The 22,837-nt window shown below is 73.1% G+C and carries 17 protein-coding genes; 9 read left to right on the forward strand and 8 right to left on the reverse strand.

Annotated elements, in window-relative coordinates; all coding sequences use genetic code 11:
* Positions 1-89 precede the first annotated feature (89 nt).
* From ACGF2Y_RS18140 to ACGF2Y_RS18165, 6 genes are read right to left on the reverse strand one after another with little or no spacing between them, the layout of a single operon-like run.
* Positions 90-1,319: a cytochrome P450 gene (locus ACGF2Y_RS18140; protein WP_392948144.1), complete on the reverse strand. Its 1,230-nt coding sequence runs from the start codon at positions 1,317-1,319 to the stop codon at positions 90-92.
* Positions 1,316-2,578, reverse strand: coding sequence for a cytochrome P450 (locus tag ACGF2Y_RS18145; RefSeq protein ID WP_392948146.1), 1,263 nt, complete (start codon positions 2,576-2,578; stop codon positions 1,316-1,318). Before ACGF2Y_RS18145 ends, ACGF2Y_RS18140 begins: the two co-directional genes overlap by 4 nt.
* Positions 2,575-3,219, reverse strand: coding sequence for an ATP/GTP-binding protein (locus tag ACGF2Y_RS18150; protein ID WP_392948149.1), 645 nt, complete (start codon positions 3,217-3,219; stop codon positions 2,575-2,577). Before ACGF2Y_RS18150 ends, ACGF2Y_RS18145 begins: the two co-directional genes overlap by 4 nt.
* Positions 3,200-3,571 carry a DUF742 domain-containing protein gene (locus ACGF2Y_RS18155; protein ID WP_352243892.1) on the reverse strand — a complete coding sequence of 124 codons (372 nt, stop codon included), beginning with the start codon at positions 3,569-3,571 and terminating at the stop codon, positions 3,200-3,202. The genes ACGF2Y_RS18150 and ACGF2Y_RS18155 overlap by 20 nt, the downstream gene beginning before the upstream one ends.
* Positions 3,568-3,987 (reverse strand): roadblock/LC7 domain-containing protein, encoded by a 420-nt coding sequence (locus ACGF2Y_RS18160; protein WP_006126641.1) that lies wholly within the window; start codon positions 3,985-3,987, stop codon positions 3,568-3,570. The genes ACGF2Y_RS18155 and ACGF2Y_RS18160 overlap by 4 nt, the downstream gene beginning before the upstream one ends.
* Complete coding sequence (locus tag ACGF2Y_RS18165) at positions 3,984-5,666, reverse strand: sensor histidine kinase (RefSeq protein ID WP_392948152.1); 1,683 nt, start codon at positions 5,664-5,666, stop codon at positions 3,984-3,986. Before ACGF2Y_RS18165 ends, ACGF2Y_RS18160 begins: the two co-directional genes overlap by 4 nt.
* Before the next feature lie 243 nt (positions 5,667-5,909).
* Here ACGF2Y_RS18165 and ACGF2Y_RS18170 point away from each other — a divergent pair, with 243 nt between their 5' ends.
* Positions 5,910-8,753 carry an FAD-binding and (Fe-S)-binding domain-containing protein gene (locus tag ACGF2Y_RS18170; protein WP_392948155.1) on the forward strand — a complete coding sequence of 948 codons (2,844 nt, stop codon included), beginning with the start codon at positions 5,910-5,912 and terminating at the stop codon, positions 8,751-8,753.
* A gap of 456 nt (positions 8,754-9,209) precedes the next feature.
* Here ACGF2Y_RS18170 and ACGF2Y_RS18175 read toward each other — a convergent pair whose 3' ends face one another.
* Positions 9,210-10,094: a LysR family transcriptional regulator gene (locus tag ACGF2Y_RS18175; protein ID WP_392948157.1), complete on the reverse strand. Its 885-nt coding sequence runs from the start codon at positions 10,092-10,094 to the stop codon at positions 9,210-9,212.
* A 225-nt stretch (positions 10,095-10,319) separates the two neighbouring features.
* Between ACGF2Y_RS18175 and ACGF2Y_RS18180 the strand changes: the two genes are divergently transcribed.
* Both ACGF2Y_RS18180 and ACGF2Y_RS18185 read left to right on the forward strand, forming a co-directional pair.
* Positions 10,320-11,318 carry a DMT family transporter gene (locus tag ACGF2Y_RS18180; RefSeq protein WP_392948159.1) on the forward strand — a complete coding sequence of 333 codons (999 nt, stop codon included), beginning with the start codon at positions 10,320-10,322 and terminating at the stop codon, positions 11,316-11,318.
* A 173-nt stretch (positions 11,319-11,491) separates the two neighbouring features.
* A complete protein-coding gene (locus ACGF2Y_RS18185) occupies positions 11,492-11,932 on the forward strand; it encodes a peptidoglycan-binding protein (protein ID WP_392948162.1) in 441 nt (146 codons plus the stop codon).
* Between the two features lie 76 nt (positions 11,933-12,008).
* Here ACGF2Y_RS18185 and ACGF2Y_RS18190 read toward each other — a convergent pair whose 3' ends face one another.
* Entirely contained in the window at positions 12,009-13,385 is a 1,377-nt protein-coding gene (locus ACGF2Y_RS18190) for a vanadium-dependent haloperoxidase (RefSeq protein ID WP_392948165.1), read from the reverse strand.
* Positions 13,386-13,670: 285 nt separating this feature from the next.
* Here ACGF2Y_RS18190 and ACGF2Y_RS18195 point away from each other — a divergent pair, with 285 nt between their 5' ends.
* The 6 genes from ACGF2Y_RS18195 (at position 13,671) to ACGF2Y_RS18220 (ending at position 22,784) form a co-directional block, all read left to right on the forward strand.
* Entirely contained in the window at positions 13,671-14,477 is an 807-nt protein-coding gene (locus ACGF2Y_RS18195; protein WP_392948168.1) for a TIGR03084 family metal-binding protein, read from the forward strand.
* The gene (locus ACGF2Y_RS18200; protein ID WP_392948171.1) at positions 14,474-16,213 is read left to right on the forward strand and encodes an acyclic terpene utilization AtuA family protein; all 1,740 of its coding nucleotides are present in this window, start codon (positions 14,474-14,476) and stop codon (positions 16,211-16,213) included. The genes ACGF2Y_RS18195 and ACGF2Y_RS18200 overlap by 4 nt, the downstream gene beginning before the upstream one ends.
* Positions 16,210-17,808 carry an acyl-CoA carboxylase subunit beta gene (locus ACGF2Y_RS18205; protein ID WP_392948173.1) on the forward strand — a complete coding sequence of 533 codons (1,599 nt, stop codon included), beginning with the start codon at positions 16,210-16,212 and terminating at the stop codon, positions 17,806-17,808. Before ACGF2Y_RS18200 ends, ACGF2Y_RS18205 begins: the two co-directional genes overlap by 4 nt.
* A gap of 7 nt (positions 17,809-17,815) precedes the next feature.
* The gene (locus tag ACGF2Y_RS18210; protein WP_392948176.1) at positions 17,816-19,834 is read left to right on the forward strand and encodes a biotin carboxylase N-terminal domain-containing protein; all 2,019 of its coding nucleotides are present in this window, start codon (positions 17,816-17,818) and stop codon (positions 19,832-19,834) included.
* Positions 19,831-21,009 (forward strand): acyl-CoA dehydrogenase family protein, encoded by a 1,179-nt coding sequence (locus ACGF2Y_RS18215; protein WP_392948178.1) that lies wholly within the window; start codon positions 19,831-19,833, stop codon positions 21,007-21,009. Before ACGF2Y_RS18210 ends, ACGF2Y_RS18215 begins: the two co-directional genes overlap by 4 nt.
* Positions 21,010-21,206: 197 nt before the next feature.
* Entirely contained in the window at positions 21,207-22,784 is a 1,578-nt protein-coding gene (locus ACGF2Y_RS18220) for a 4-coumarate--CoA ligase family protein (RefSeq protein WP_392948180.1), read from the forward strand.
* Positions 22,785-22,837: the final 53 nt, after the last annotated feature.

Below are 22,837 nucleotides of genomic sequence, written 5' to 3' on the forward strand. Positions count from 1 at the left end.
GGCTCGTGGCCGGGCGCCCCGCCCACCCCGTGGACGTCACCCCCGGCGGGGCGGTCTGGGCTCGTGGCCCGGCGCCGCTGAGGGAAGGCTTACGCGTCGTGGCCGAACGGGCAGCCCAGTTCCACCGGCAGCTCGTACAGGTCGTTCTGCGTCACGATCGGCTTGTTGCGCAGCTCGGTGGCCGGGACCGCCAGTTCCAGGTCCGGGAACCGCTCGTAGAGGGCGGGGAGCGCGATCCCCGCCTCCAGGCGGGACAGCGCCGCACCCGGGCAGACGTGCGGCCCGTGGCCGAAGGCGATGTGGCGGTTCGGGGTGCGGGTGGCGTCGAACTCGCCCGCCGTGGGGCCGTGGCTCTCCTCGTCGCGGCCCAGCGCGCCGAACGAGATGATCAGGCCCTCGCCCTTCGGCAGGATCTTGTCGCCGACCTTGATGTCCTCCGTCGCGAAGCGGATCAGGACGTGCGAGGTCGGGGTGTTCCAGCGCAGCGTCTCCTCGATCACGCCGTCCCACCCGATCTCCCCGTTCAGCACCTTCTCGCGCTGTTCGGGGTGGGTCTGGAGCGCCTCGACGACGTTGACGATCAGGCTGATCGTGGTCTCATGCCCGGCGGCGATGATCAGTTGCAGCGTGTTGACGATCTCCTCGTCGGTGAGGTGGTCACCGTTCTCGGAGGCCGCGATCAGGGCGCTGGTCAGGTCGTCGCCCGGGTTCGCCCGCTTGGCGTCGACGATCTTCGTGAAGAGGGCCCCGAGGTCCGCCATCATCTGCGGGACCTCCTCCGGCGGCGTCTGCGTCGAGAAGAACTTCTCGAACAGCTCCTTGAGGCGCGGGTGGTCCGCCGCGTCCACGCCCATGAGCTCGCTGATGACGTTCATGGGGAGCGGGTAGGCGAACTCGGTCTTCAGGTCGACCGGCTGCCCGGCCGGGAGGGCCGCCAGCTTCTCCAGGCTCGCGTTCGTCAGCGCCTCGATCCCGGACCGCAGCCGCTCCACCCTCTTCACCGTGAGCGCCTGCGCCACCAGCGTTCGGAGACGGCGGTGGTCAGCCCCGTCGACCGTCAGCATCGAGCGGCCCGGGTTGGCCAGGCCGATCAGCGGCCAGTCCATCGGTATCTCGCCGCGCTGCCAGGCGCCCCAGACGTTGATGTCCTTGACCACCCGGCTGTCGGTGAGCAGCGCGCGGGCCTCCGCGTGGCGGGTGACCGCGTAGACGTGCACCCCGCCCGGCAGCTCCACCTCCGCCAGCGGACCGGCCGCCCGCAGTGCGGCGCTCTCGCCGTCGAGGTCGGTGACGAACGGGTCGAGCACGATGCGGGTCATGCGGGGCCTCCGTGGTTTCCGGGTCTGCCGAGGGCGGGCGTGGGCGTGAAGGTCACCGGCAGGTCCGTCAGTCCGCGCAGCCACGGTGACGGGCGGCGGGTGAGCTGCTCGGCGGGGACGGCGAGGTCCACGTCGGGCAGCCGGTCGAGCAGGACCTCGATGCCGGTACGGGCGATGACCTCGGCGGTCTCCTGGGCCGGGAACGGGCAGCGGTGCTCGCCGTGGCCGAAGGAGAAGAAGGCGTTGTTGCCGCCGGTCAGCGCGGAGGCGTGGGTCCGCACCTGCGGGTCGCCGTTGGCGGCGGCGATCCCCAGGAGCAGCAGGTCACCGGCGCGGATGTGGCGGCCGCCGAGGTGGGTGTCGCGGGCGGCCCAGCGGCCGGCCACGTTCTGGGTGGGGGTGTCCTCCCAGAGGACCTCGTTCATCGCCTCGGCGACGCTGTGCCGGCCGCCCGAGAGCGAGGCGGCGAACCGGTCGTCGGTGAGCATCAGGCGCAGCGAGTTGCCCATCCAGTCGGCGGTCGGCTGGTGACCGGCCGCCATCATGACCATGAGGTCCTGGGCGACCTCCTCGTCGGTGAAGCCGCCGCGGTCGGAGATCATCCGACTGGCCACGTCGTCGCCGGGCTCGGCGTGCTTGTCGGCCAGCAGCCGGAACATCGAGGTGGCCAGGTGCTGCTGTCCGGCGAGCGCCCGCTCGCGGCCGTCGATCATGTCGTTGATCGCGCTGACCAGGGGGTGCGCCTCCGCGTCGGAGAAGCCGTAGATCCTGGCCAGTACGAGGGCGGGGAGCAGCTTGGCGTACTCCGCGATGATGTCCACCGAGCCCTTGGTGCAGAACCGGTCGATCAGCTCGTCCGCGAACTCCTCCGCGTACCGCTTCAGGGAGAACGGGTCGACGCCCTCCAGCGCGTTGCTGATCATCATGGCGCGGACGCTGTGGCGCTCGCCGACCGTGTAGAGGATCGAGGGCTGCTTGCGCCCGATCATCGGCAGCAGCGGCCAGTCGTCGGGGATGCGGTCCCACTGGTTCCACAGGTCGGAGTCCCGGCTGAAGAGGACCGGGTCGCCGGTGACCTGGTGCAGTTCGCGGTAGCCGAGGACGAGCCAGGCGGGCACGTCGCCGTCCAGTACGACCGGGGCGAGCGCCCCGTGGTCGCGCCGCATGTCGCGGTAGAGCTGGACGGGGTCGCTCTGGAAGCGGGGCCCGGACAGGGGGACGGATCCGCCGGTCACGGGGCAGCCGGAGGCAGTGGTCACGGGGCGGGCTCCGGGGTCGGGCCGGCCGTCGCCAGGGCCGCCTCGGGGGCGCGGAGGCGGGCGGCGGAGAGCGCGGCGAGGTGCTCGACGAGCGTGATGAGCACGTACTTGCTGGACGAGCGGTCGCGGGCGTCGCACTCCACCAGCGGTACGTCTTCCGAGAGATCCAGGGCCTCCCGGATCTGCTGCTCGCTGTGGAGCGGGCCGCCGAAGTCGTTGCACGCCACGATGAACGGCGTGCCGTGGTGCTCCAGGCGGTCGATGGCGTACCAGGAGTCGGCGAGCCGCCGGGTGTCGACGAGGACGACCGCGCCGAGCGTGCCGGAGAACAGCCGGTCCCACAGGAACCAGAACCGCTCCTGTCCGGGCGCGCCGAAGAGGTACAGCACGGACCGTTCGTCGAGCGTGATCCGGCCGAAGTCGAACGCCACCGTGGTGGACGTCTTGGCCTGGACGCCGTCGAGGTGGTCGACGGCCTCGCCCGCGCGGGTCATGGTCTCCTCCGTGTTGAGCGGACGGATCTCGCTCACGGATCGGACCATGGTGGTCTTGCCGACCCCGAAGCCGCCGACGACAACGATCTTGAGTCCGTTGTCGGCCGTCGCGCTCAGGGCGGCGCGGTCAGAGGTTGCGGAGTCCAACGAGCACCTGTTCCAGGATGTCGGGGTCGGGGAGACGGTCCGCGACACGGGCTGTACGGGGGTGGCGGGCGCTGATCCGGCTGGTGTCGAGCAGGTCGCACAGCATGATGCGGACGATGCTGACCGGCAGGTTCAGGCTCGCGGCGATCTCGACGACGGCGGTGGGGCCCTGGCACATCCGCAGGATCGCCACGTGCTCGGACTGCATCCCGGGGGCCGGATCGCACTCGGCGACGACGAGCGTCACCAGGTCGAAGGCGGCGGAGTCGGACCGGCTGCGTCCCCCGGTGAGGGTGTACAGCCGGTCCGGATCGTCGTCGCGGCCCGGTCGGGGGCGGGGTGCCGTCGTCATACGGCCGGAACCTCGGCGGGTTCGCGGGGCGGTGCGACGAGGTGTTCGCCGAGCTGCTCGACGAGTTCGCTCATGTTGTGGCCGACGAGGCCCACGTCGGAGTCCTCGTCGGCGACGACGGCCAGGTGGGCTCCGGCCCCCGCCTCGACGATGAACAGCACGCCGCCGTAGAACTCGGCCATCGCGGACCGTACGCCGCCGGTGCCGTCGCCGAACTCGATGGACGCGCCGTGCGACAGGCTCTGGATCCCGGCGGAGATCGCGGCCAGCTGGTCGGCCTGGTCGACGGAGAGCTCGGGGGTGCGGCACAGCTTGAGGCCGTCGCGGGACAGGACGAGGGCGTGCCGGGTCCCGGGGGTGCGGTCGAGCAGCCCCTCCAGCAGCCAGTTGAGCTTCTCGTCGGTGGTCGCGGTCATCGGGTGTTGCCTTCCGGGTGCGTGGAGTTGGCCCGTACCGCCTTGCTGAAGGTGCTGAAGCGTGCTGCCTGGACCTTCGGGTCGGTGGTACGGGCCCGGGGGGGTTCGGCTCCGCCGGGGGTGGCGTTGCCGGTACGGGACTCGGCGGCGGCCAGCGTGCGGCCGCGGCGGCGCTTGGGCAGGCCGCTCTCGCCGAACGTGGGCACGGTGCCGGTGGACTCGGACTCCGAATCCACGGAAGAGCCCGAGAGCTTCGAGTCCACGGAAGAGCCCGGGGGCTTCGAATCCGCCGAAGAGGCCGGGAACTCCGGGAACTCCGGGAACTCCGGGAACTCCGGCTCCGCCGTCGGGGTCAGGGGCGTGGCGGTGTCGTCCTCGGTGAGGGACCGGGCCGCGGCGTCGGCGGTGTCCGCACCGGCGGCCGAGGCGTGCGAGGGCTCCGGCTCGGCGGGGAGGGCGGGGGCGAGGGCGGCAGCGGCCGACGTGGTGGCCGCCGGGACCGCTGCTGCCGGGGCCGCCGGGGCCACCGCTGCCAGGGCCGCCGGGGTCTGTGCGGGCGCGCGGGAGATGAGGTCCTGGGGGAGCATCATCAGCGCGCCCGTGCCGCCCCGGGCGGACGGCCGGAAGGAGACGGTCAGTCCGTGCTTGCGGGCCAGCCGGCCGACGACGGCGAGCCCGAGGCGGGTGCCCGAGAGGCTGGTGAGGTCCTGGTTCTCGGCGGAGACCGCCTTCTCCGCGCGGCGCAGCTGCACCTCGCTCATGACGAGCCCGCTGTCCTCGACGGTGATGACGATGCCCGCCGGGACCTCCTCCACGTACACATGGACCTCGGCGGTGGGCGGCGAGAAGTTGGCCGCGTTGTCGAGGAGTTCGGCGAGTGCGTGCATGACGCCCTCGGCCGCGTGACCGGCGATGGCGGCATCGCTGGTGGAGTGCAGCCGGACCCGCTGATAGCTGCCGATCCGGCCCATCGCGCCGCGCAGGATCGACTCCATGACGATCGGCTTGGCCCAGCGCCGGCCGGAGCGGGCCCCGGTCAGCACGGCGATGGAGTCGGCGAGGCGGCCCGCCTGGGCGGTGCGGTGGTCCAGGTGGAGCAGGTCCCCGAGCACGGACTCGTCCGCGTGCCGGTGTTCCATCTCGCGGAGGTCGGCCAGCATGCTGGTGGCCAGGGCCTGCATCCGCCCGGCCGCGTTGGCGCAGGCGGCGACGGCCGCGGAGCGCTCGGTCTCGGCACGGGAGGCGCGGGAGGTCAGCCGGTCGACGGTGACGGCGAGGCGGGCCTGCTCGGCGGCGGCGTCCGCGGCGATCCGCTCGTGCTCGGCGCGCGCCTCGGCGGCGAGTCGGGCGGTCTCGGCGGAAGCGGCGCCCTTGATCCGGGCGGTCTCCGCGGTGAAGCGCTGTGCCTCGGCGGCGGCGGCGGAGACCAGACGCGAGGTCTCGGAGCTGAACCGCTGGGCGTCGGCGGCCCGCAGGGCGCGCAGCGTCCGTGCGGTCCCCAGAGTGTGGACGGTGACGGCCACGCAGACGCTCAGCAGCACGGCGGCTGCGCCCGCGCCCCAGGCCAGCGGGGTCCGTACCGCGTCAGGGGCCGCGGCGACGCCCCACAGGGTCAGCGTGCCGGTTGCGGCTGCCGAGATCAGCAGGGCGAGTGCGGTGGGCCGGGGTGAGGGGCGCAATCGGAGTCCTCGGTGGCGGACGGTGCGGACATGGCGAAGCTGTACAGGTCGAAATCAGGACAGTTCGCCACGGGTGTGGGCGATCATGCACAACTGGAGCTGATAATTCCTGCGCAAGTCTTGGTCACTATAGGAGACTTGACGGTCTGTTTGGGAAGATCTTGTGGCCTTTTTTGTACTGCTTATACGCTTTGGGCCGCCCGCATCCCAAGAGTTCACCTGTACCGACGGCATGCTGAAGCCATGGCCGAACAGCATCGATCGCATGCCGAAACTCCCCCGGAAGCTTCCCCGGCGTTCGTCGCGGCGCTCCGCTCCGCCGTACGCGGCGCGAGCGACTTCGGGGTCACCGCACGGGCGTTGACGACCATGGACGCCTCCAACTACCGCCGCGTCCCGCTCGGCGTGCTCGCCCCGCGCGACGCCGACGACATCGCCGCCGCCCTGGCCGTCTGCCGGGAGCACGGCGTCCCGGTGGTGGCGCGCGGCGGCGGCACGTCCATCGCCGGGCAGGCCACCGGCACCGGCCTCGTCCTCGATCTCACCCGCCATCTGCGCACGGTCCTCGACCTGGACCCCGCCGCCCGCACCGCCGTCGTCCAGCCCGGCGTGATCCTGGACGACCTGCGGGCCGCCGCCGCACCCCACGGACTGACCTTCGGCCCCGACCCCTCCACCCACAGCCGCTGCACCCTCGGCGGGATGATCGGCAACAACTCCTGCGGCGCGCACTCGGTGGCCTGGGGCACGACGGCGGACAACGTGCGGAAGCTGTCGGTGGTCCGGTACGGGGGCGAGGCGCTGCGCCTGGAACAGGGGAGCGGCGAGGGACCCGAGGGAGTCGGCGCGCTCGTCGCCGCCCACCTCGCCCTCCTGCGCACCGGCTACCCCGACCTCCCACGCCGCATCTCCGGCTACGCGCTCGACGCCCTGCTCCCCGAACACCCCGGCGGCCCCGACCCGGTCCGGGCGTTCTGCGGCAGCGAGGGCACCCTCGGCGTCGTCACCGAGGCCACCGTGCGCCTGGTCGAGGCCCCGCGCGCCCGCGCCCTGGCCGTCCTCGGGTACGCCGACGAGTCCGACGCCGCCGACGCCGCCCCGGGCCTCCTCCCGTACGGCCCGCTCACCGTCGAGGGCATGGCCGCCGACCTCGTCACCGAGTCCGCCGGGCTGCCGCGCGGGGCCGCCTGGCTGTTCGTCGAGACCGGCGGCGACACCCCGGCCGAGGCGAAGGCGCACGCCGAACGCATCCTGCGGGCGGCCGACGCCGTCGACGGGACGGTCGTCACCGACCCGGCCGGGCAGCGGGCCCTGTGGCGGATCCGCGAGGACGCCGCAGGGACCGCGACCCGGATGCCCGACGGCAGTGAGGCCTGGCCCGGGTGGGAGGACTGCGCGGTGCCGCCCGCCCGGCTCGGCGCCTACCTCCGCGACTTCCGGGCGCTGCTCACCGAACACGGCCTGCGCGGCACCCCGTACGGCCACTTCGGCGACGGCTGCATCCACGTACGCATCGACTTCGACCTGATCGGCGCGGACGGGGCGGCCCGCTTCCGCCGGTTCTCCGAGGAGACGGCCGGCCTGGTCGTCGCGCACGGCGGCTCCCTCAGCGGCGAGCACGGCGACGGCCAGGCGCGCGCGGAGCTGCTGCCCCGGATGTACGGGGACGAACTCGTCGGCCTCTTCGGCCGGTTCAAGGACCTGTGGGACCCGGACGGCGGCCTGAACCCCGGGATGCTCGTCCGCCCGGACCGGCTCGATACGAACCTCCGCTTCGCGGTCCTGCCCCGGCGCCCGGTGGACGTGGAGTTCGGCTACCCGCAGGACGGCGGGGACTTCGCGGGCGCGGTACGCAGGTGTGTCGGAGTCGCCAAGTGCCGTACGACGGGGACGAGCGGCGCGGGCGTCATGTGCCCGTCCTTCCGCGCGACCGGCGAGGAGGCCCACTCGACCCGGGGGCGGGCCCGGCTGCTGCACGAGATGCTCGCGGGCGAGGTCGTCACGGACGGCTGGCGGAGTACGGAGGTGCGGGACGCGCTCGACCTCTGCCTCTCCTGCAAGGGGTGCCGCAGCGACTGCCCGGTCGGCGTCGACATGGCCACGTACAAGGCGGAGTTCCTGCACCACCACTACCGGGGCCGCCGCCGCCCCGCCGCCCACTACACGATGGGCCGCCTGCCGCGGTGGCTGCGCCTGGCCGCCCCCTTCGCCCGCCCGCTGAACGCCCTGGCCCGGCTGCGCCCGCTCGCCGCGCTCGCGAAACGGCTGGCGGGGATCGCGCCCGAGCGGACGATTCCGGTGCTGGCGACGGAGACGTACAGCCGGTGGCTGCGCCGTCGCCGTCAGGGCGAGGGGACGCGCGTCCTCTCTTCCGACCGGGTGGTGGCCCTCTGGGCGGACACCTTCACCGAGCACCTGTCCCCGCAGACGGGCCGGGCGGCCGTCCGGGTCCTGGAGGAGGCGACGGGGCGTACGGTGCTGCCGCCCCCGCGCGGGGTGTGCTGCGGCCTCACCTACGTATCGACGGGCCAGCTGGACGCGGCACGCCGCGTGATGCGCCGGACCCTGGACCGGCTCCGGCTCTTCCCCGGCGGGCCGCTCGTCGTCCTCGAACCGAGCTGCGCCGCGACGCTCCGCACCGACCTGCCCGAACTCCTCCCCGACGACCCGCGCGCCGCCGAACTGGCCGCGTCCGTACGGACATTGGCCCAGTACCTGGAGGAGTGCGCCCCCGACTGGACCCCGCCCCGCCTGGACCGCCCGGCCGTCGGCCAGACGCACTGCCACCAGCACGCGGTCCTCGGCGACGCGGCGGAACGCCGGCTGCGCGAACGGATGGGCCTGACCGGCGAACTCAGCGGCGGCTGCTGCGGGCTCGCCGGGAACTTCGGCTTCGAGAAGGGCCACTGGGAGGTGTCCGTCGCCTGCGCACAGGAACGGCTGCTCCCCGCCGTACGGGACGCGGAACCCGGGACGGAACTCCTCGCGGACGGCTTCTCCTGCCGTACGCAGCTCGACCAGCTCGCCGGACGCCGGGCCCGGCACCTCGCGGAGGTGATCGCGGAGGGGCTCGGACCCGGCGTGTGAGCGCGTACGAGCACGTACGACCGGGCCCGGCACCTCGCGGAGGTGATCGCGCAGGTGGCTCCGGCCGAACTCGGCGAGCGTCTCCGGCTTGAGCAGCGGCGCCCCGCCGTCCAGGCCGGCCGCGGCTGCCGCGTACATCCCCGCGAGTCCGCGTGCGGAGGCGACGCCACCCGCTGACGTGGGGCTCAGCGCCCGTGTCGTACGGGAGTTGACGAAGTCCACCAGGTCGGCCGGAGGTGTGGATCCGGCGCTGAAGGCGATGGCGGTCGGACTGTCCGGAGCCGGGGCGTTCGCCAGGAGCTCCGCGGTCTGCTCGGGCGTGGGGACCATCGGGCGGATCGGTACGTACCGCGGCTCCAGCGCCTCGGGCAGGCCGAGGTGGAAGTCGAGGCCGTCGTGCTCTCTGCCGTCCCAACCGGCCCGGGGCTGTGCGAAATGCCCGGGTGCGCCACGCGCTCACGGACCCCTGGCGATGATCTCCCGGGCCAGCGCCGCCAGTTCCGGCAGGGCCGGGTGGCCGGGGGCGTCGCGGCGGGCGAGGAGGACCGGGACGCCCGGGGCATCGTCGAGCGGGACGTAGGCGACCCCCGCGTGCGGGTGCAGGGTCGCCGTCGAGGCGGTGGACACCCCGCTGCCGCGGCCGGCGGCGATGGCGGTGAGCCAGTCGTCGGTGTTCCCGACGGTGAGGGTGGCGGCCGGGCGGGCGTGCGGCGGCCACAGGCCGACGGTGGTGGTCCCGGAGACGGTGTTCAGGACGACGGGGCCGTCCGCGAGATCGGCGAGCGCGAGCGACGCCCGCCCCGCGAGCGGCCCGTCCGCGGTCACCGCCGCCACCCGGGCCTCGGTGAACAGCACCTCGGCGACGAGCCCCGGGGCGTCCACGGGCCCCCGCAGCAGTGCCGCGTCGACCTCGCCCCGGGTCAGGCCGGCGGTGCGGTCGTCGATCCGGAGCAGCTCCAGCGGGGTCCCCGGGTGGCGCTCCTGCCAGGTCCGCAGCAGCGGCGTGGTGTACGGCCCGAACGCGGACCAGGCGTGCCCGAGCCGCAGTGGCCAGGTGCGCAGCCGCCCGGGGGCGAGGGCCTCGTCGAAGGCGGCGACCGCGGCGGCGGCCTTGTCACGGAAGGCGACGCCGTCGGAGGTCAGGGCGAGGTGGTGGGTGGAACGGTCGACGAGCCGGACCCCCAGGTGCCGCTCCAGCGCCGCGAGGGTACGGGACACGGCGGGCTGGGTCAGCCGGAGGCGGGCGGCGGCGCGCGTGACGTTGAGCTCGTCGGCGACCGCGAGGAAGGCCCGCAGGTGCCGGAGTTCCATGGGGCGGCCGGTGGAGGGTCCCTCGTTCATGCATGGGAAGCATAACGGGAGCTTGACCGGCATTTCACGGAACGCGCGGGCGTCCTTACGGTGAAAGGAAACCTCCGGGCGGTGCGAGAAGCCCCTGGCGGTGCGGGGAACCTCTGGGCGGCGGCGGAGGGAAGCCTTTTGGCGGGGCGGTGCGGTTTGCCGTACTGTCCAGTCCATTGCATTGCACTAAGTCGTCCCGTCCCTCGCTCCCCCGGAAGGTCCCCCGTGAACGACCAGCGCAGCGCCGCCGAACCGGCGGCCGCAGCCGTGGCCGTACCCGTAGCGGTGGCGGCACTCGATGGCGCAGGGGTGGGCGCGGACGTCCACGGGGACGTGGGCACGGGCGCGCCCGCCGGGCGGACCGGGGCCGGCCGGCGGACGGCGCTGACGCCGATCGTGCTGGTGGTCGCCGGCGGTCTGTCCGTCCAGTTCGGCTCGGCCGTCGCGGCGCTCCTGATGCCGAAGGCGGGCGCGCTGGGCGTCGTCACGCTGCGGCTGGCGGCGGCCGCGCTGATCCTGCTGGTGATCTGCCGCCCGAAGGTGCGCGGCCACTCGCGTGCCGACTGGGGCACGGTGCTCGCCTTCGGCATCGCGATGGGCGGCATGAACACGCTCTTCTACCAGGCGCTGGACCGGATCCCGCTCGGCATCGCCGTCACCCTGGAGGTGCTCGGCCCGCTCGCCCTCTCGGTGTTCGCCTCCCGCCGGCTGATCAACGTCGTGTGGGCGGGCCTCGCCCTCGTCGGCGTCGTGCTGCTGGGCGGCGGCGGATTCGACCGCCTCGACCCGGTCGGCGCGGCGTACGCCCTGGGGGCCGGGGCGATGTGGGCGGCGTACATCGTGTTCAGCGCCCGTACCGGCCGCCGCTTCCCGCAGGCGGACGGGCTGGCGCTGGCGATGGTGGTCGCCGCGGTCCTCTCGCTGCCCCTGGGCATCATCGAGTCCGGGGCGAAACTCACGGTCCCGTCCACCGTGGCGCTCGGCGCGGCGGTGGCCCTCCTCAGCTCGGTCCTCCCGTACACCCTGGAGCTGATGGCGCTGCGCCGGCTGCCCGCGCCCACGTTCGCCGTGATGATGAGCCTGGAACCGGCGATCGCGGCCGGCGCGGGCTTCCTGATCCTGGACCAGGCCCTCTCCACGACGGACGCCCTCGCCATCGCGCTGGTCATCGGGGCGAGCATGGGCGCGGTACGCAGTCAGGCGGGGCGCCGCCGCAAGGAGTGACGAGGTCCGGGGCCGTTTGTGCGGCGGGCCTGGCGGCCCATGGATCTTCCCGGCGTCAAGCGATGCGGAAGTGGTCCCGGGCACAGGCTGGAAGGGTGTATTCCTCTCTTTCGGCGGACAGAGTGCTCTCGTCCCTGTCCCGAGCCACTCGGCACGCCACAGAAAGAGAGCACATGTCCCATCGCATACGGGCCACACGGGCCGGCGCGGTCCTTGCCTTCACCGCGATCCTCGGCGGCGGGCTGACCGTTCCGGCGTCGGCGGCGGCCCCCGCGCAGGCCGTCGCCGCCCCGTCCGCCGTCCTCTCCCAGAACTGCGCCACTCCGTACCTGCGGGACTCGGCCAACTACAACGGCTACACCGCGGGTTACTCCTGGGCGTGGAACCTGGACGTCGGCTTCGGCTACAACAACGACCAGTACAGCGACCGGGTCAAGGAGATCCAGTGTCTGATCAACAACCTGTGGGGCTATGACGCGGGTGCTGAGGACGGCTTCTTCGGCGTGCTGACCGAGACCGCGGTGAAGAAGTTCCAGAAGGACGTCGGCCTGGCCGTGGACGGCATCGTCGGTCCCAATACGTGGCGCGTGCTGCGCATCGGCTACCAGAAGTAGGCCGCGGCGCACACGCACAGGGCCCTGTCGCCGCATCCAAGCGGCGACAGGGCCCTTGTCCGTGTGCCCCGCGGGGTCAGCGCAGCGTGTTGGCGTACACGTGGGCGGCGACCCGGTCGCCCAGTTCGAGAGCCTTCTCGGCGTCCGCGCGGAAATGCACGCCCAGGTAGATACGGCTCTCGGCGTTCTCCCGCGCCAACTCGCTGTAGGAGTCGAACGAGCGGACCGCGCCGCCGGCGTACGGGTCGACGGTCGTGGCTTCGAGGGTGAACGCGAACGCGTCCGACCCCGTGTACCGCTTCATGATCCCCGCCCAGGCTCCGGCGTAGGTGCCGTGCCCGGAGACGTAGGAGGGGAACGGCGGGGAGAACCGCTCGCCGTTCAGGTCCGGGGACAGCGGCTCCCAGTCGGCGTCCTTCACCGTGGCCGGATTCCCGTCGGTGTCCGCCTGCTGGATCGCGGTCTCGGGCCGCCACAGGTCGACGTCGGTCAGGTACTTGGAGTCCCACGCGGCGATCCCGGCGTCCGCCAGAGCGATCGACACCAGCGCGTACAGCTTCGCCGTCTCGTACGACGTGGCTTCCGGCAGCCGGTTCTCGACGATGTGATTGGTGATGGAGAACAGATGTCCGGGAGCCTTGTAGGTGCCCTGGAGGTCGTTGGCCCAGAAGTGAGCGATCTCGGTCTGGTCCGCCGTGCGCTTGGTGACGGAGGCGTCGGCTCCCCCGTACTCCCGCACTTCCTTGAGCTCCGCGGCGTACTGCGCACTGTCGAGGGCGGGCGGCAGCGGCGGGCGGAACTGGGAGCCGTAGTCGATCCCGAACGGCTTGACCCGGCCCCAGTTGGGGGTCAGGGGCGGCACTCCGGGGCTGGTGGGGCGCCAGTCGCCCGGGTCGTTGCCGATCGTGTACGGCGTGTCCAGCGAAGAGGCGTCCCGGTCGCGCAGGAAGACCATGGCCCGGGACGTCTTCTCCCCCAGGTCCTTGGCGACCGCGCGCTCCTGCGCGGTGGCGGACGAGGGCATGGCCAGCGCCGTGTTGAAGTCCCCGGAGAAGTCCACGTCGGGCAGGGACGCCTTCAGCACCCCGTACGCCGCGTGGTCGATCGCCACGCCGAGCGCCGCCTCGTTGCCCTGGGCGGACGTCGGCTTGATCAGGTAGGGCTCGCCGATCGTCCTGACCGAGTTCACCGTGTCGTAGATCGCGCCGTTCATCATCGCCGCGGCACGTGCCAGCGCTCCCGGGCTCGCCTTGGAGTCGGGCAGCTCCTGGAAGCTCTCCACGAGGACCTGGTTCCAGTACAGGACGTGGTCCGTCTCCGCGACCGCCACCGCCGTGCCGGGCAGGGCCACCACGCCCCCGCTGCCCAGGAGCAGCGCCCCGGCCACCAGCAGCCGGGTTCTGGTCCCGCGTCTCCGTATGGTTCCGGCCCTGGGTGCGCCCGTCTCCGCCATACCGCTGTATCCCTCCCATGTGAACATCGGTGAAGCCGGAGGCGGTTGGCCCCCAGCGTCGATCGCGTCGTTCCTGCTCACCGCCGCACGGAGGGACACATTCCATCGATGTGACGGCCGTCACTGCCGGGGGCGGCTCGGGCCTCCGGGGCCGGCGGGGCCGTACGGGAGCGCGCGTCGGGTGCGCGGGGATGCGCGGGCAGAAAATCATGCAAGCGTGCTTGATTGTTTCCTGGCGCGCTGCCATGCTCCTGGGCACCACACCCGGTCCCGAGGGGAGCGCACGTGTCCGCTGTCGCAGCCGTGATCGACGATCTGCGCGAAGAGGGCGACGAACTCGACGCCCTGGTCGGAGTGTTGGACGATACGGGCTGGCGCACCCCGACGCCCGCCGAGCGGTGGACCGTCGTCCACCAGATCGCCCACCTCGGCTGGACCGACGAGGTCGCCCTGCTCGCGGCCACCGAGCCGGACCGGTTCGGGGACGAGGTGGCCAGGGCCCTGGCCGCCCCCGAGTCCTTCGTCGACGAGGCGGCCGACGCCCTGGTCGCCGCCCACACCCCGGACGCCCTGCTCGCCCGGTGGCGGGAGGGGCGGCAGCGGCTCGGCAAGGTCCTGCGGGACGCCCCCGCCGGGACCAGGATCCCCTGGTACGGGCCGCCGATGAGCGTCGCGTCCATGGCGACCGCCCGGCTCATGGAGACCTGGGCGCACGGCCAGGACATCGCCGACGCCCTCGGGGTGAGGCGGGTCCCCACCGCCCGGCTCCGGCATGTGGCGCGGATCGGCGTACGGGCCCGGGACTACGCCTACGCGGTGCGCGGGATCACCCCGCCCGAGGAGGAGTTCCGCGTCGAACTCCACACCCCGGGCGGAGAGATGATCGCGTACGGGCCGCAGGACGCCGCCCAGCGGGTCACCGGCCCGCTCCTCGACTTCTGCCTCCTGGTCACCCGGCGCGCCCACCGGTCCGACCTCGCGGTCACCGCCGAGGGACAGGGCGCCGACCAGTGGCTCTCCATCGCCCAGGCCTTCGCCGGACCGCCCGGACCGGGCCGCCCGCCCCGCGCGGAGCCGGACGGCCACCGGTGAACGCCCCCGGCCCCGCACCCCTCCGGATCGGCAACGCCTCCGGCTTCTACGGCGACCGCTTCGACGCGCTGCGCGAGATGCTCACCGGCGGCCCCCTCGACGTCCTCACCGGCGACTACCTCGCCGAGCTGACCATGCTCATCCTCGGCCGCAGCCGCCTCAAGGACCCGGACAAGGGCTACGCCACCACCTTCCTCCGGCAGTTGGAGGAGGGGCTCGGCCTCGCCCACGAGCGCGGGGTGAAGATCGTCGCCAACGCGGGCGGCCTCAACCCGGCCGGACTCGCCGACGCGGTAAGGGCGTTGGCGGCCAGGGCCGGGGTCCCGGTCGCCGTCGCACACGTCGAGGGCGACAGCCTGCCCGTCCCGGACGGGTTCCTCACCGCCAACGCCTACCTCGGCGGCTCCGGGATCGCCGCCTGTCTGCGGGCCGGGGCCGATGTCGTCGTCACCGGCCGGGTCACCGACGCGGCGCTGGTCACCGGGCCGGCCGCCGCCCACTTCGGCTGGGGCCCGGACGACCTGGACGCGCTCGCGGGGGCGGTCGTCGCCGGGCACGTCCTGGAGTGCGGCACCCAGGCGACCGGCGGGAACTACGCCTTCTTCGGCGAGCACGACGCGCGCCGCCTCCGCCACCCCGGCTTCCCGCTCGCCGAGATCCACGCCGACGGCTCGTCCGTCATCACCAAGCACGACGGTACGGGCGGGGTCGTCGACCTCGGCACCGTCACCGCCCAACTCCTGTACGAGACCGGCGGAGCCCGGTACGCGGGCCCCGACGTCACCGCCCGCCTCGACACCGTGACGCTGACCCCGGACGGCCCGGACCGGGTCCGAATCGACGGCGTACGCGGCGAGGCCCCGCCGCCCACCCTCAAGGCCGGGCTCACCCGGCTCGGCGGCCGGCGCAACGAGGTCGTGTTCGTCCTCACCGGCCTCGACATCGAGGCCAAGGCGGACCTGGTGAAGGACCAGTTCGCCGACGCCCTGGAACGGGCCGGCGGGCGCCCGCCCGCCGGGGTGCGCTGGGAGCTGGCCCGGACCGACCACCCCGACGCCGACACCGAGGAGCGGGCCAGTGCGCTGCTCCGGCTCGTCGTCCGCGACCAGGACGCCGACACGGTCGGCCGGGCCGTCTCCGGGGCCGCCGTGGAACTGGCCCTCGGCAGCTACCCCGGCTTCCATGTCACCGCTCCGCCCGGAAAGGGCGCGCCCTACGGGGTGTTCGAGGCGATCCACGTACCGGCCAACGAGGTCGAGCACACCGCCGTACTGCCGGACGGGAGCCGGGTGGCCATCGAGCCGCCGTCGGTCACGCTGGAGTTGGCCGGGGTCGAGGAGCCGCCCCTCCCCGCCCCTTGTCCCGCCTCCGTCCCCACCCGGCGCGCTCCCCTCGGCCTGATCGCCGGCGCTCGCAGCGGTGACAAGGGCGGCGACGCCAACGTGGGCGTCTGGGTGCGCGGCGACGACGCCTGGCGGTGGCTGGCGCATGAGCTGACCGTCGAGCGGTTCAAGGAACTCCTGCCGGAGACCGCGGACTTGGCCGTCGTGCGGCATGTCCTGCCCAACCTCCGCGCCCTGAACTTCACCGTCCACGGCCTCCTGGGCGAGGGCGTCGCCGCCCAGGCCCGGTTCGACCCGCAGGCCAAGGCGGTGGGCGAGTGGCTGCGGTCCCGGTGGCTCCCCATCCCCGTACCGCTGCTGGAGGGCGTCCCCCTCCCGGAGGTGACCGCATGACCGTTCTGCCCACGAGCCTCGACACCAACAGCCCCGAATACGCGGCGAATCGGGCCACCATGGTGGCCAAGCTCGCCGAGCTGGAGGCCGAGCACGCCAAGGCGCTCGCGGGCGGCGGCGAGAAGTACGTGGCCCGGCACCGGGGGCGCGGCAAGCTCCCGGCGCGCGAGCGGATCGAGCTGCTCGTCGACCCCGACACCCCGTTCCTGGAGCTGTCGCCGCTGGCCGCCTGGGGCAGCGAGTACGCGGTGGGGGCCTCGCTCGTCACCGGGATCGGGGTGGTTGAGGGCGTCGAGTGCCTGATCACCGCCAACGACCCGACCGTACGCGGCGGAGCCTCCAACCCGTGGACGCTGAAGAAGGCCCTGCGCGCCAACGAGATCGCCTTCGCCAACCGGCTCCCTGCCATCAGCCTGGTCGAGTCGGGCGGGGCCGATCTGCCGTCCCAGAAGGAGATCTTCATCCCGGGCGGGGCGCTGTTCCGGGACCTCACCCGGCTCTCCGCCGCCGGAATCCCCACCGTGGCCGTCGTGTTCGGCAACTCGACGGCCGGCGGCGCGTACGTGCCCGGCATGTCCGACCACACCGTGATGATCAGGGAGCGGTCCAAGGTCTTCCTCGGCGGGCCGCCCCTGGTGAAGATGGCCACCGGCGAGGAGAGCGACGACGAGTCCCTCGGCGGGGCCGAGATGCACGCCCGCACCTCCGGCCTCGCCGACCACTTCGCCGTGGACGAGCAGGACGCCCTGCGCCAGGCCCGGCGGATCGTCGCCCGGCTCAACTGGCGCAAGGCCCACGCCGGTCCGGGCCCCGCCGAGCCGCCGGAACACGACGAGGAGGAGCTGCTCGGCATCGTGCCGGGCGACCTGAAGGTGCCGTTCGACCCGCGCGAGGTCATCGCCCGGCTGGTGGACGGCTCGGACTTCGACGCGTTCAAGCCGCTGTACGGGACCAGCCTGGTCACCGGATGGGCGCGGCTGCACGGATACCCGGTCGGGATCCTCGCCAACGCTCAGGGCGTGCTGTTCAGCGAGGAGTCGCAGAAGGCGGCCCAGTTCATCCAGCTGGCGAACCAGCGGGACATTCCGCTCCTCTTCCTCCACAACACCACCGGCTACATGGTCGGCAAGGAGTACGAGCAGGGCGGCATCATCAAGCACGGCGCGATGATGATCAACGCGGTCGCCAACTCGAAGGTCCCGCATCTGTCGGTCCTGATGGGCGCGTCCTACGGGGCCGGCCACTACGGCATGTGCGGCCGCGCCTACGACCCGCGCTTCCTCTTCGCCTGGCCCAGCAGCAAGTCCGCCGTCATGGGCCCCCAGCAGCTCGCCGGGGTCCTCTCCATCGTCGCCCGCGCCTCCGCCGCCGCGAAGGGGCAGCCGTACGACGACGAGGCCGACGCCGGGCTGCGGGCGATGGTGGAGCAGCAGATCGAGGCGGAGTCGCTGCCGATGTTCCTGTCGGGGCGGCTGTACGACGACGGGGTCATCGACCCGCGCGACACCCGGACCGTCCTCGGGATGTGCCTGTCCGCGATCCACACCGCACCGGTCGAGGGCGCCCGCGGCGGCTTCGGCGTCTTCCGGATGTGAGGCCCAGATGACCACGACCACGACCACGTCGACCATGAACACGCTGCTCGTCGCCAACCGGGGCGAGATCGCCTGCCGTATCTTCCGCACCTGCCGTGACCTGGGCATCACCACGGTCGCCGTGTACTCCGACGCGGACGCCGGGGCCCTGCACGTCCGGGAGGCGGACCTCGCCGTACGCCTGCCGGGCGCGGCCCCCGCCGACACCTATCTGCGCGGCGACCTCGTCGTGGCGGCCGCGCTGGCCGCCGGGGCGGACGCCGTGCACCCCGGCTACGGCTTCCTCTCCGAGAACGCCGCCTTCGCCGCCGCCGTACAGGACGCGGGCCTGGTGTGGGTGGGCCCGCCGGTGAAGGCCATCGAGCTGATGGCGTCCAAGACCCGGGCCAAGGAGCTGATGGCCGGAGCCGGGGTCCCCCTGCCCGCCCCGGTGGACCCGGCGACGGCCGGGCAGGACGATCTGCCGCTGCTGCTGAAGGCGGCGTCCGGCGGCGGCGGGCGGGGGATGCGGATCGTCCGCGAACTTCACGCGCTGCCGGGTGAGTTGCTGGCGGCATCCGCCGAGGCGGCGTCGGCCTTCGGGGACGGTGAGGTCTTCGCCGAGCCGTACGTGGAGCGCGGCCGGCACATCGAGGTCCAGGTCATGGCGGACGAGCACGACACCGTCTGGGCGCTCGGCACCCGGGACTGCTCGCTCCAGCGCCGCCACCAGAAGGTCATCGAGGAGGCCCCCGCCCCCGGCCTGGACGAGGCCCTGCGCACCCGGCTGCGCGAAGCGGCGGTGCTGGCCGCCCGCGCCGTGGGCTACCGGGGTGCGGGGACCGTGGAGTTCCTGGTCTCCGCCGAGGGGCACCCGCACTTCCTGGAGATGAACACCCGCCTCCAGGTCGAACATCCGGTGACGGAAGCCGTGTTCGGGCTCGACCTGGTCGCGCTGCAACTGCGTGTCGCACAGGGCGAGGCGCTGGAGCCGACGCCCCCGCCGGCGGTGGGCCACGCGGTCGAGGCCCGGCTCTACGCCGAGGACCCCGCGCGCGACTGGCAGCCGCAGACCGGAGCGCTGCACGCCCTGGAGGTGCCGGACGCGCCGGGCCTGCGCCTGGACACCGGGTACACCGGCGGCGACACCATCGGCGTGCACTACGACCCGATGCTCGCCAAGGTGATCGCCCACGCCCCGACCCGCGCCGAGGCCGTCCGGCTGCTGGCCCGCGCGCTGGAGCGGGCCCGGATCCACGGCCCGGTCACCAACCGCGAGCTGCTCGTACGGTCGCTGCGCCACCCGGACTTCGCGGCGGCGCGCCTGGACACCGGGTTCTACGACCGGCACCTGGCCGGGCTCACCGCCCCGGCGCCCGGCCGCGACCCGGGCCGGGCGGCCCTGGCCGCCGCCCTGGCGGAAGCCGTATCCGCCGCCCCGTCCACAGCCCCCGCCCCCACCCGCTTCGGGGCGTGGCGCAACGTGCCCTCGGGGCCCCAGGTCAAGCGCTACCGCGGCGAACCCGACGGGACCGAGCACAAGGTGGCCTACCGCACGCGGCGCACCGGCGCCCCGGAACCGTACGAGGCACCGGACATCCGGGTCCTGGCCGTTACCCCCGCCTGCGTCACCCTCGAAGTCGACGGCGTGGCACGGCACTTCGAGGTCACAGCCGACCGTGGCAGCGGCGGTGGCAGCGGCGGCGGACGCGTGTACGTGGACACCGCCCACGCCTCGTACACCTTCACCGCCCTGCCCCGCTTCACCGACCCCGCCACCCACACCGAACCGGGCTCCCTGCTCGCCCCGATGCCCGGGACCGTCGTCCGCCTCGCGGAGGGCCTGGCCGCCGGGTCCGCCGTCGCGGCCGGGCAGCCGCTGATCTGGCTGGAGGCGATGAAGATGGAGCACCGCGTCCTCGCGCCCGCCTCCGGCACCCTCACCGCTCTGCACGCCGCCCCCGGCCACCAGGTCGAGGTCGGCGCGCTGCTCGCCGTGGTCCAGGAGGACCTGGCCGCCATCCCCGTACCGGAGGAGACCGCATGAGCACCGCCCGCCCCGTCGCCACCGTCCTCGAAACCGAAGAGCACCAGGCACTGCGCGCCGCCGTGGCCGCCCTCGGAAAGCGGTACGGGCGCGACTACATGACCACCGTCATCCGCGAGGGCTCCCACACCCACGAGCTGTGGGCGGAGGCCGCGAAGCTCGGCTACCTCGGGGTGAACCTCCCCGAGGAGTACGGCGGCGGAGGCGGCGGAATGGCCGAACTGTCCATCGTGCTCGAAGAGTTGGGTGCGGCAGGCTCACCGCTGCTCATGATGATCGTGTCGCCCGCGATCTGCGGCACGGTCATCGCCCGCTTCGGCACGGACGAACAGAAGCGGACCTGGCTGCCCGGCCTCGCCGACGGAAGCCTCACCATGGCCTTCGGCATCACCGAACCGGACGCCGGCTCCAACTCCCACCGCATCACCACCACCGCACGCCGCGACGGCTCCGACTGGGTGCTCACCGGCCGGAAGGTCTTCGTCTCCGGCGTCGACATAGCCGACGCGACCCTGATCGTCGGCCGCACCGAGGACGCCCGGTCGGGGAAGCTGAAGCCCTGCCTGTTCATCGTCCCGCGCGAGGCCCCCGGGTTCGGCCGCAGCCTGATCGACATGGAACTCCACGCCTCCGAGAAGCAGTTCGAGCTCGTCCTGGACGACGTGCGCCTCCCGGCCGGGGCGCTGGTGGGCGACGAGGACGCGGGCCTGCTCCAGCTCTTCGCGGGACTGAACCCCGAGCGGATCATGACGGCCGCGTTCGGCATCGGGATGGGCCGCTTCGCGCTCGGCAAGGCCGTGGAGTACGCCCGTACCCGGCAGGTGTGGAAGGCCCCGATCGGCTCCCACCAGGCCATCGCGCACCCGCTGGCCGCCGCGCACATCGACCTGGAGCTGTCGCGGCTGATGATGCAGAAGGCGGCCCGGCTGTACGACGACGGCGACGACGTCGGGGCGGGCGAGGCGGCGAACATGGCGAAGTACGCGGCGGGCGAGGCGTGCGTGAAGGCGGTCGACCAGGCCGTGCACACCCTCGGCGGCAACGGCCTGACCCGTGAATACGGGCTCGCGTCCCTGATCACCGCGTCCCGGGTGGCCCGCATAGCCCCGGTCAGCCGGGAGATGATCCTGAACTACGTCTCGCACCAGTCGCTGGGCCTGCCGAAGTCGTACTAGAGCGCGCCCGGGTTTCCCGCGTACTGCTGGAGCGCGCCTCGGGGTTTCCCGTCGTACGGGAGCGCGCCGTGAGTATTCCCGCTGTCCGACCTCTCGCCCTTCCCCACCCCCAGGGGCGATTCTGACCCTCCACACCCGCACGGCGTCCCGCGCCTCCTCCCGGGCGGCGCGGGCAGCCGCGACGACAGGGGACCGCCATGGTGTTCCGCAGCGAATACGCAGACGTACCGGCCCTCGACACGCCCATCCACGAAGCGGTCCTCGGCGAGGCGGCCGGGTTCGGTGACACCGTCGCGCTGATCGACGGGACGAACGGGAACTCCCTCACGTACACCCAGCTCGACGGGTTCCACCGGCGCATCGCCGCCGCGCTCGCCGAGGCGGGGCTCAGGAAGGGCGACGTCCTCGCCCTCCACAGCCCGAACACCATCGCCTACCCGACGGTCTTCTACGGGGCCACGCGCGCCGGGGCGTCCGTCACCACGGTCCACCCGCTGGCCACGCCCGAGGAGTTCGCCAAGCAGCTCGCCGACAGCGGGGCGCAATGGATCGTGACGGTCTCCCCGCTCCTGGCGACGGCCCGCCGCGCGGCCGAACTGACCGGCGGAGTACGGGAGATCTACGTCTGCGACCAGGCGGAGGGCCACCCCTCCGTCCTGGACATGCTGGCCTCCACCGCCCCCGAACCGGAGATCGCGATCGACCCGGGCGAGGACGTCGCGGCACTCCCGTACAGCTCCGGCACGACGGGCACGCCCAAGGGCGTGATGCTGACGCACCGCTCGATCGCGACCAACCTGGAGCAGCTGAGACCGCTCATTCCGATGGAAGAGGGCGACCGGATCCTCGCGGTTCTTCCCTTTTTCCACATCTATGGGTTGACCGCCCTGATGAACGTCCCGCTGCGCTGCGGCTCGACCGTCGTCGTCCTGCCCCGCTTCGACCTGGCGCAGTTCCTGGAAGCCATCCAGACGCACCGCATCACCGGCCTGTACGTGGCCCCGCCGATCGTGCTGGCGCTGGCGAAGCACCCGCTGGTGGGGGAGTACGACCTCTCCTCGCTCCGGTACATCGTCAGCGCCGCCGCCCCGCTGGACGCCGACCTGGCCGCCGCCTGTTCGGCCCGGCTGGGGCTGCCGCCGGTGCGGCAGGCGTACGGGATGACGGAGCTGTCGCCCGGTACGCACGTGGTGCCGCTCTCCGTCGAGCAGCCGCCGCCGGGCACGGTCGGCAAGCTGCTGCCGGGCACCGAGATGCGGATCGTGTCCCTGCCGGACCCGGCGAAGGACGCGGAGTCGGGAGCGGACGGCGAGATCCTCATCCGGGGCCCCCAGGTGATGAAGGGCTACCTGGGCCGGCCGGACGCCACCGCCGCGATGATCGACGAGGACGGCTGGGTGCACACGGGCGACGTGGGCCGGGTGGACGAGGACGGCTGGCTGTACGTCGTCGACCGGGTCAAGGAGCTGATCAAGTACAAGGGCTACCAGGTGGCCCCCGCCGAGCTGGAGGCCCTGCTGCTGACCCACGAGCAGGTGGCGGACGCGGCGGTGATCGGGGTGTACGACGCCGAGGGCAACGAGGTCCCGAAGGCGTTCCTGGTCCGGGGCCCGGCGGCGGAGGGCCTGACCACCGACGACGTGATGGCGTACGTCGCCGAGCGGGTCTCCCCGTACAAGAAGGTGCGGCGGGCCGAGTTCATCGACGCGGTGCCCCGGGCGGCGTCCGGCAAGATCCTCCGGCGCGAGCTGCGCGACCGCGAGAAGCCGCACTGACGGTTGACGTATTGACGGTGTGACGGCGTGACGGCGCTACGTATGACGGCGTG

It is taken from the genome of Streptomyces sp. NPDC048142 (genome assembly GCF_043202835.1).
Taxonomy (GTDB): domain Bacteria; phylum Actinomycetota; class Actinomycetes; order Streptomycetales; family Streptomycetaceae; genus Streptomyces.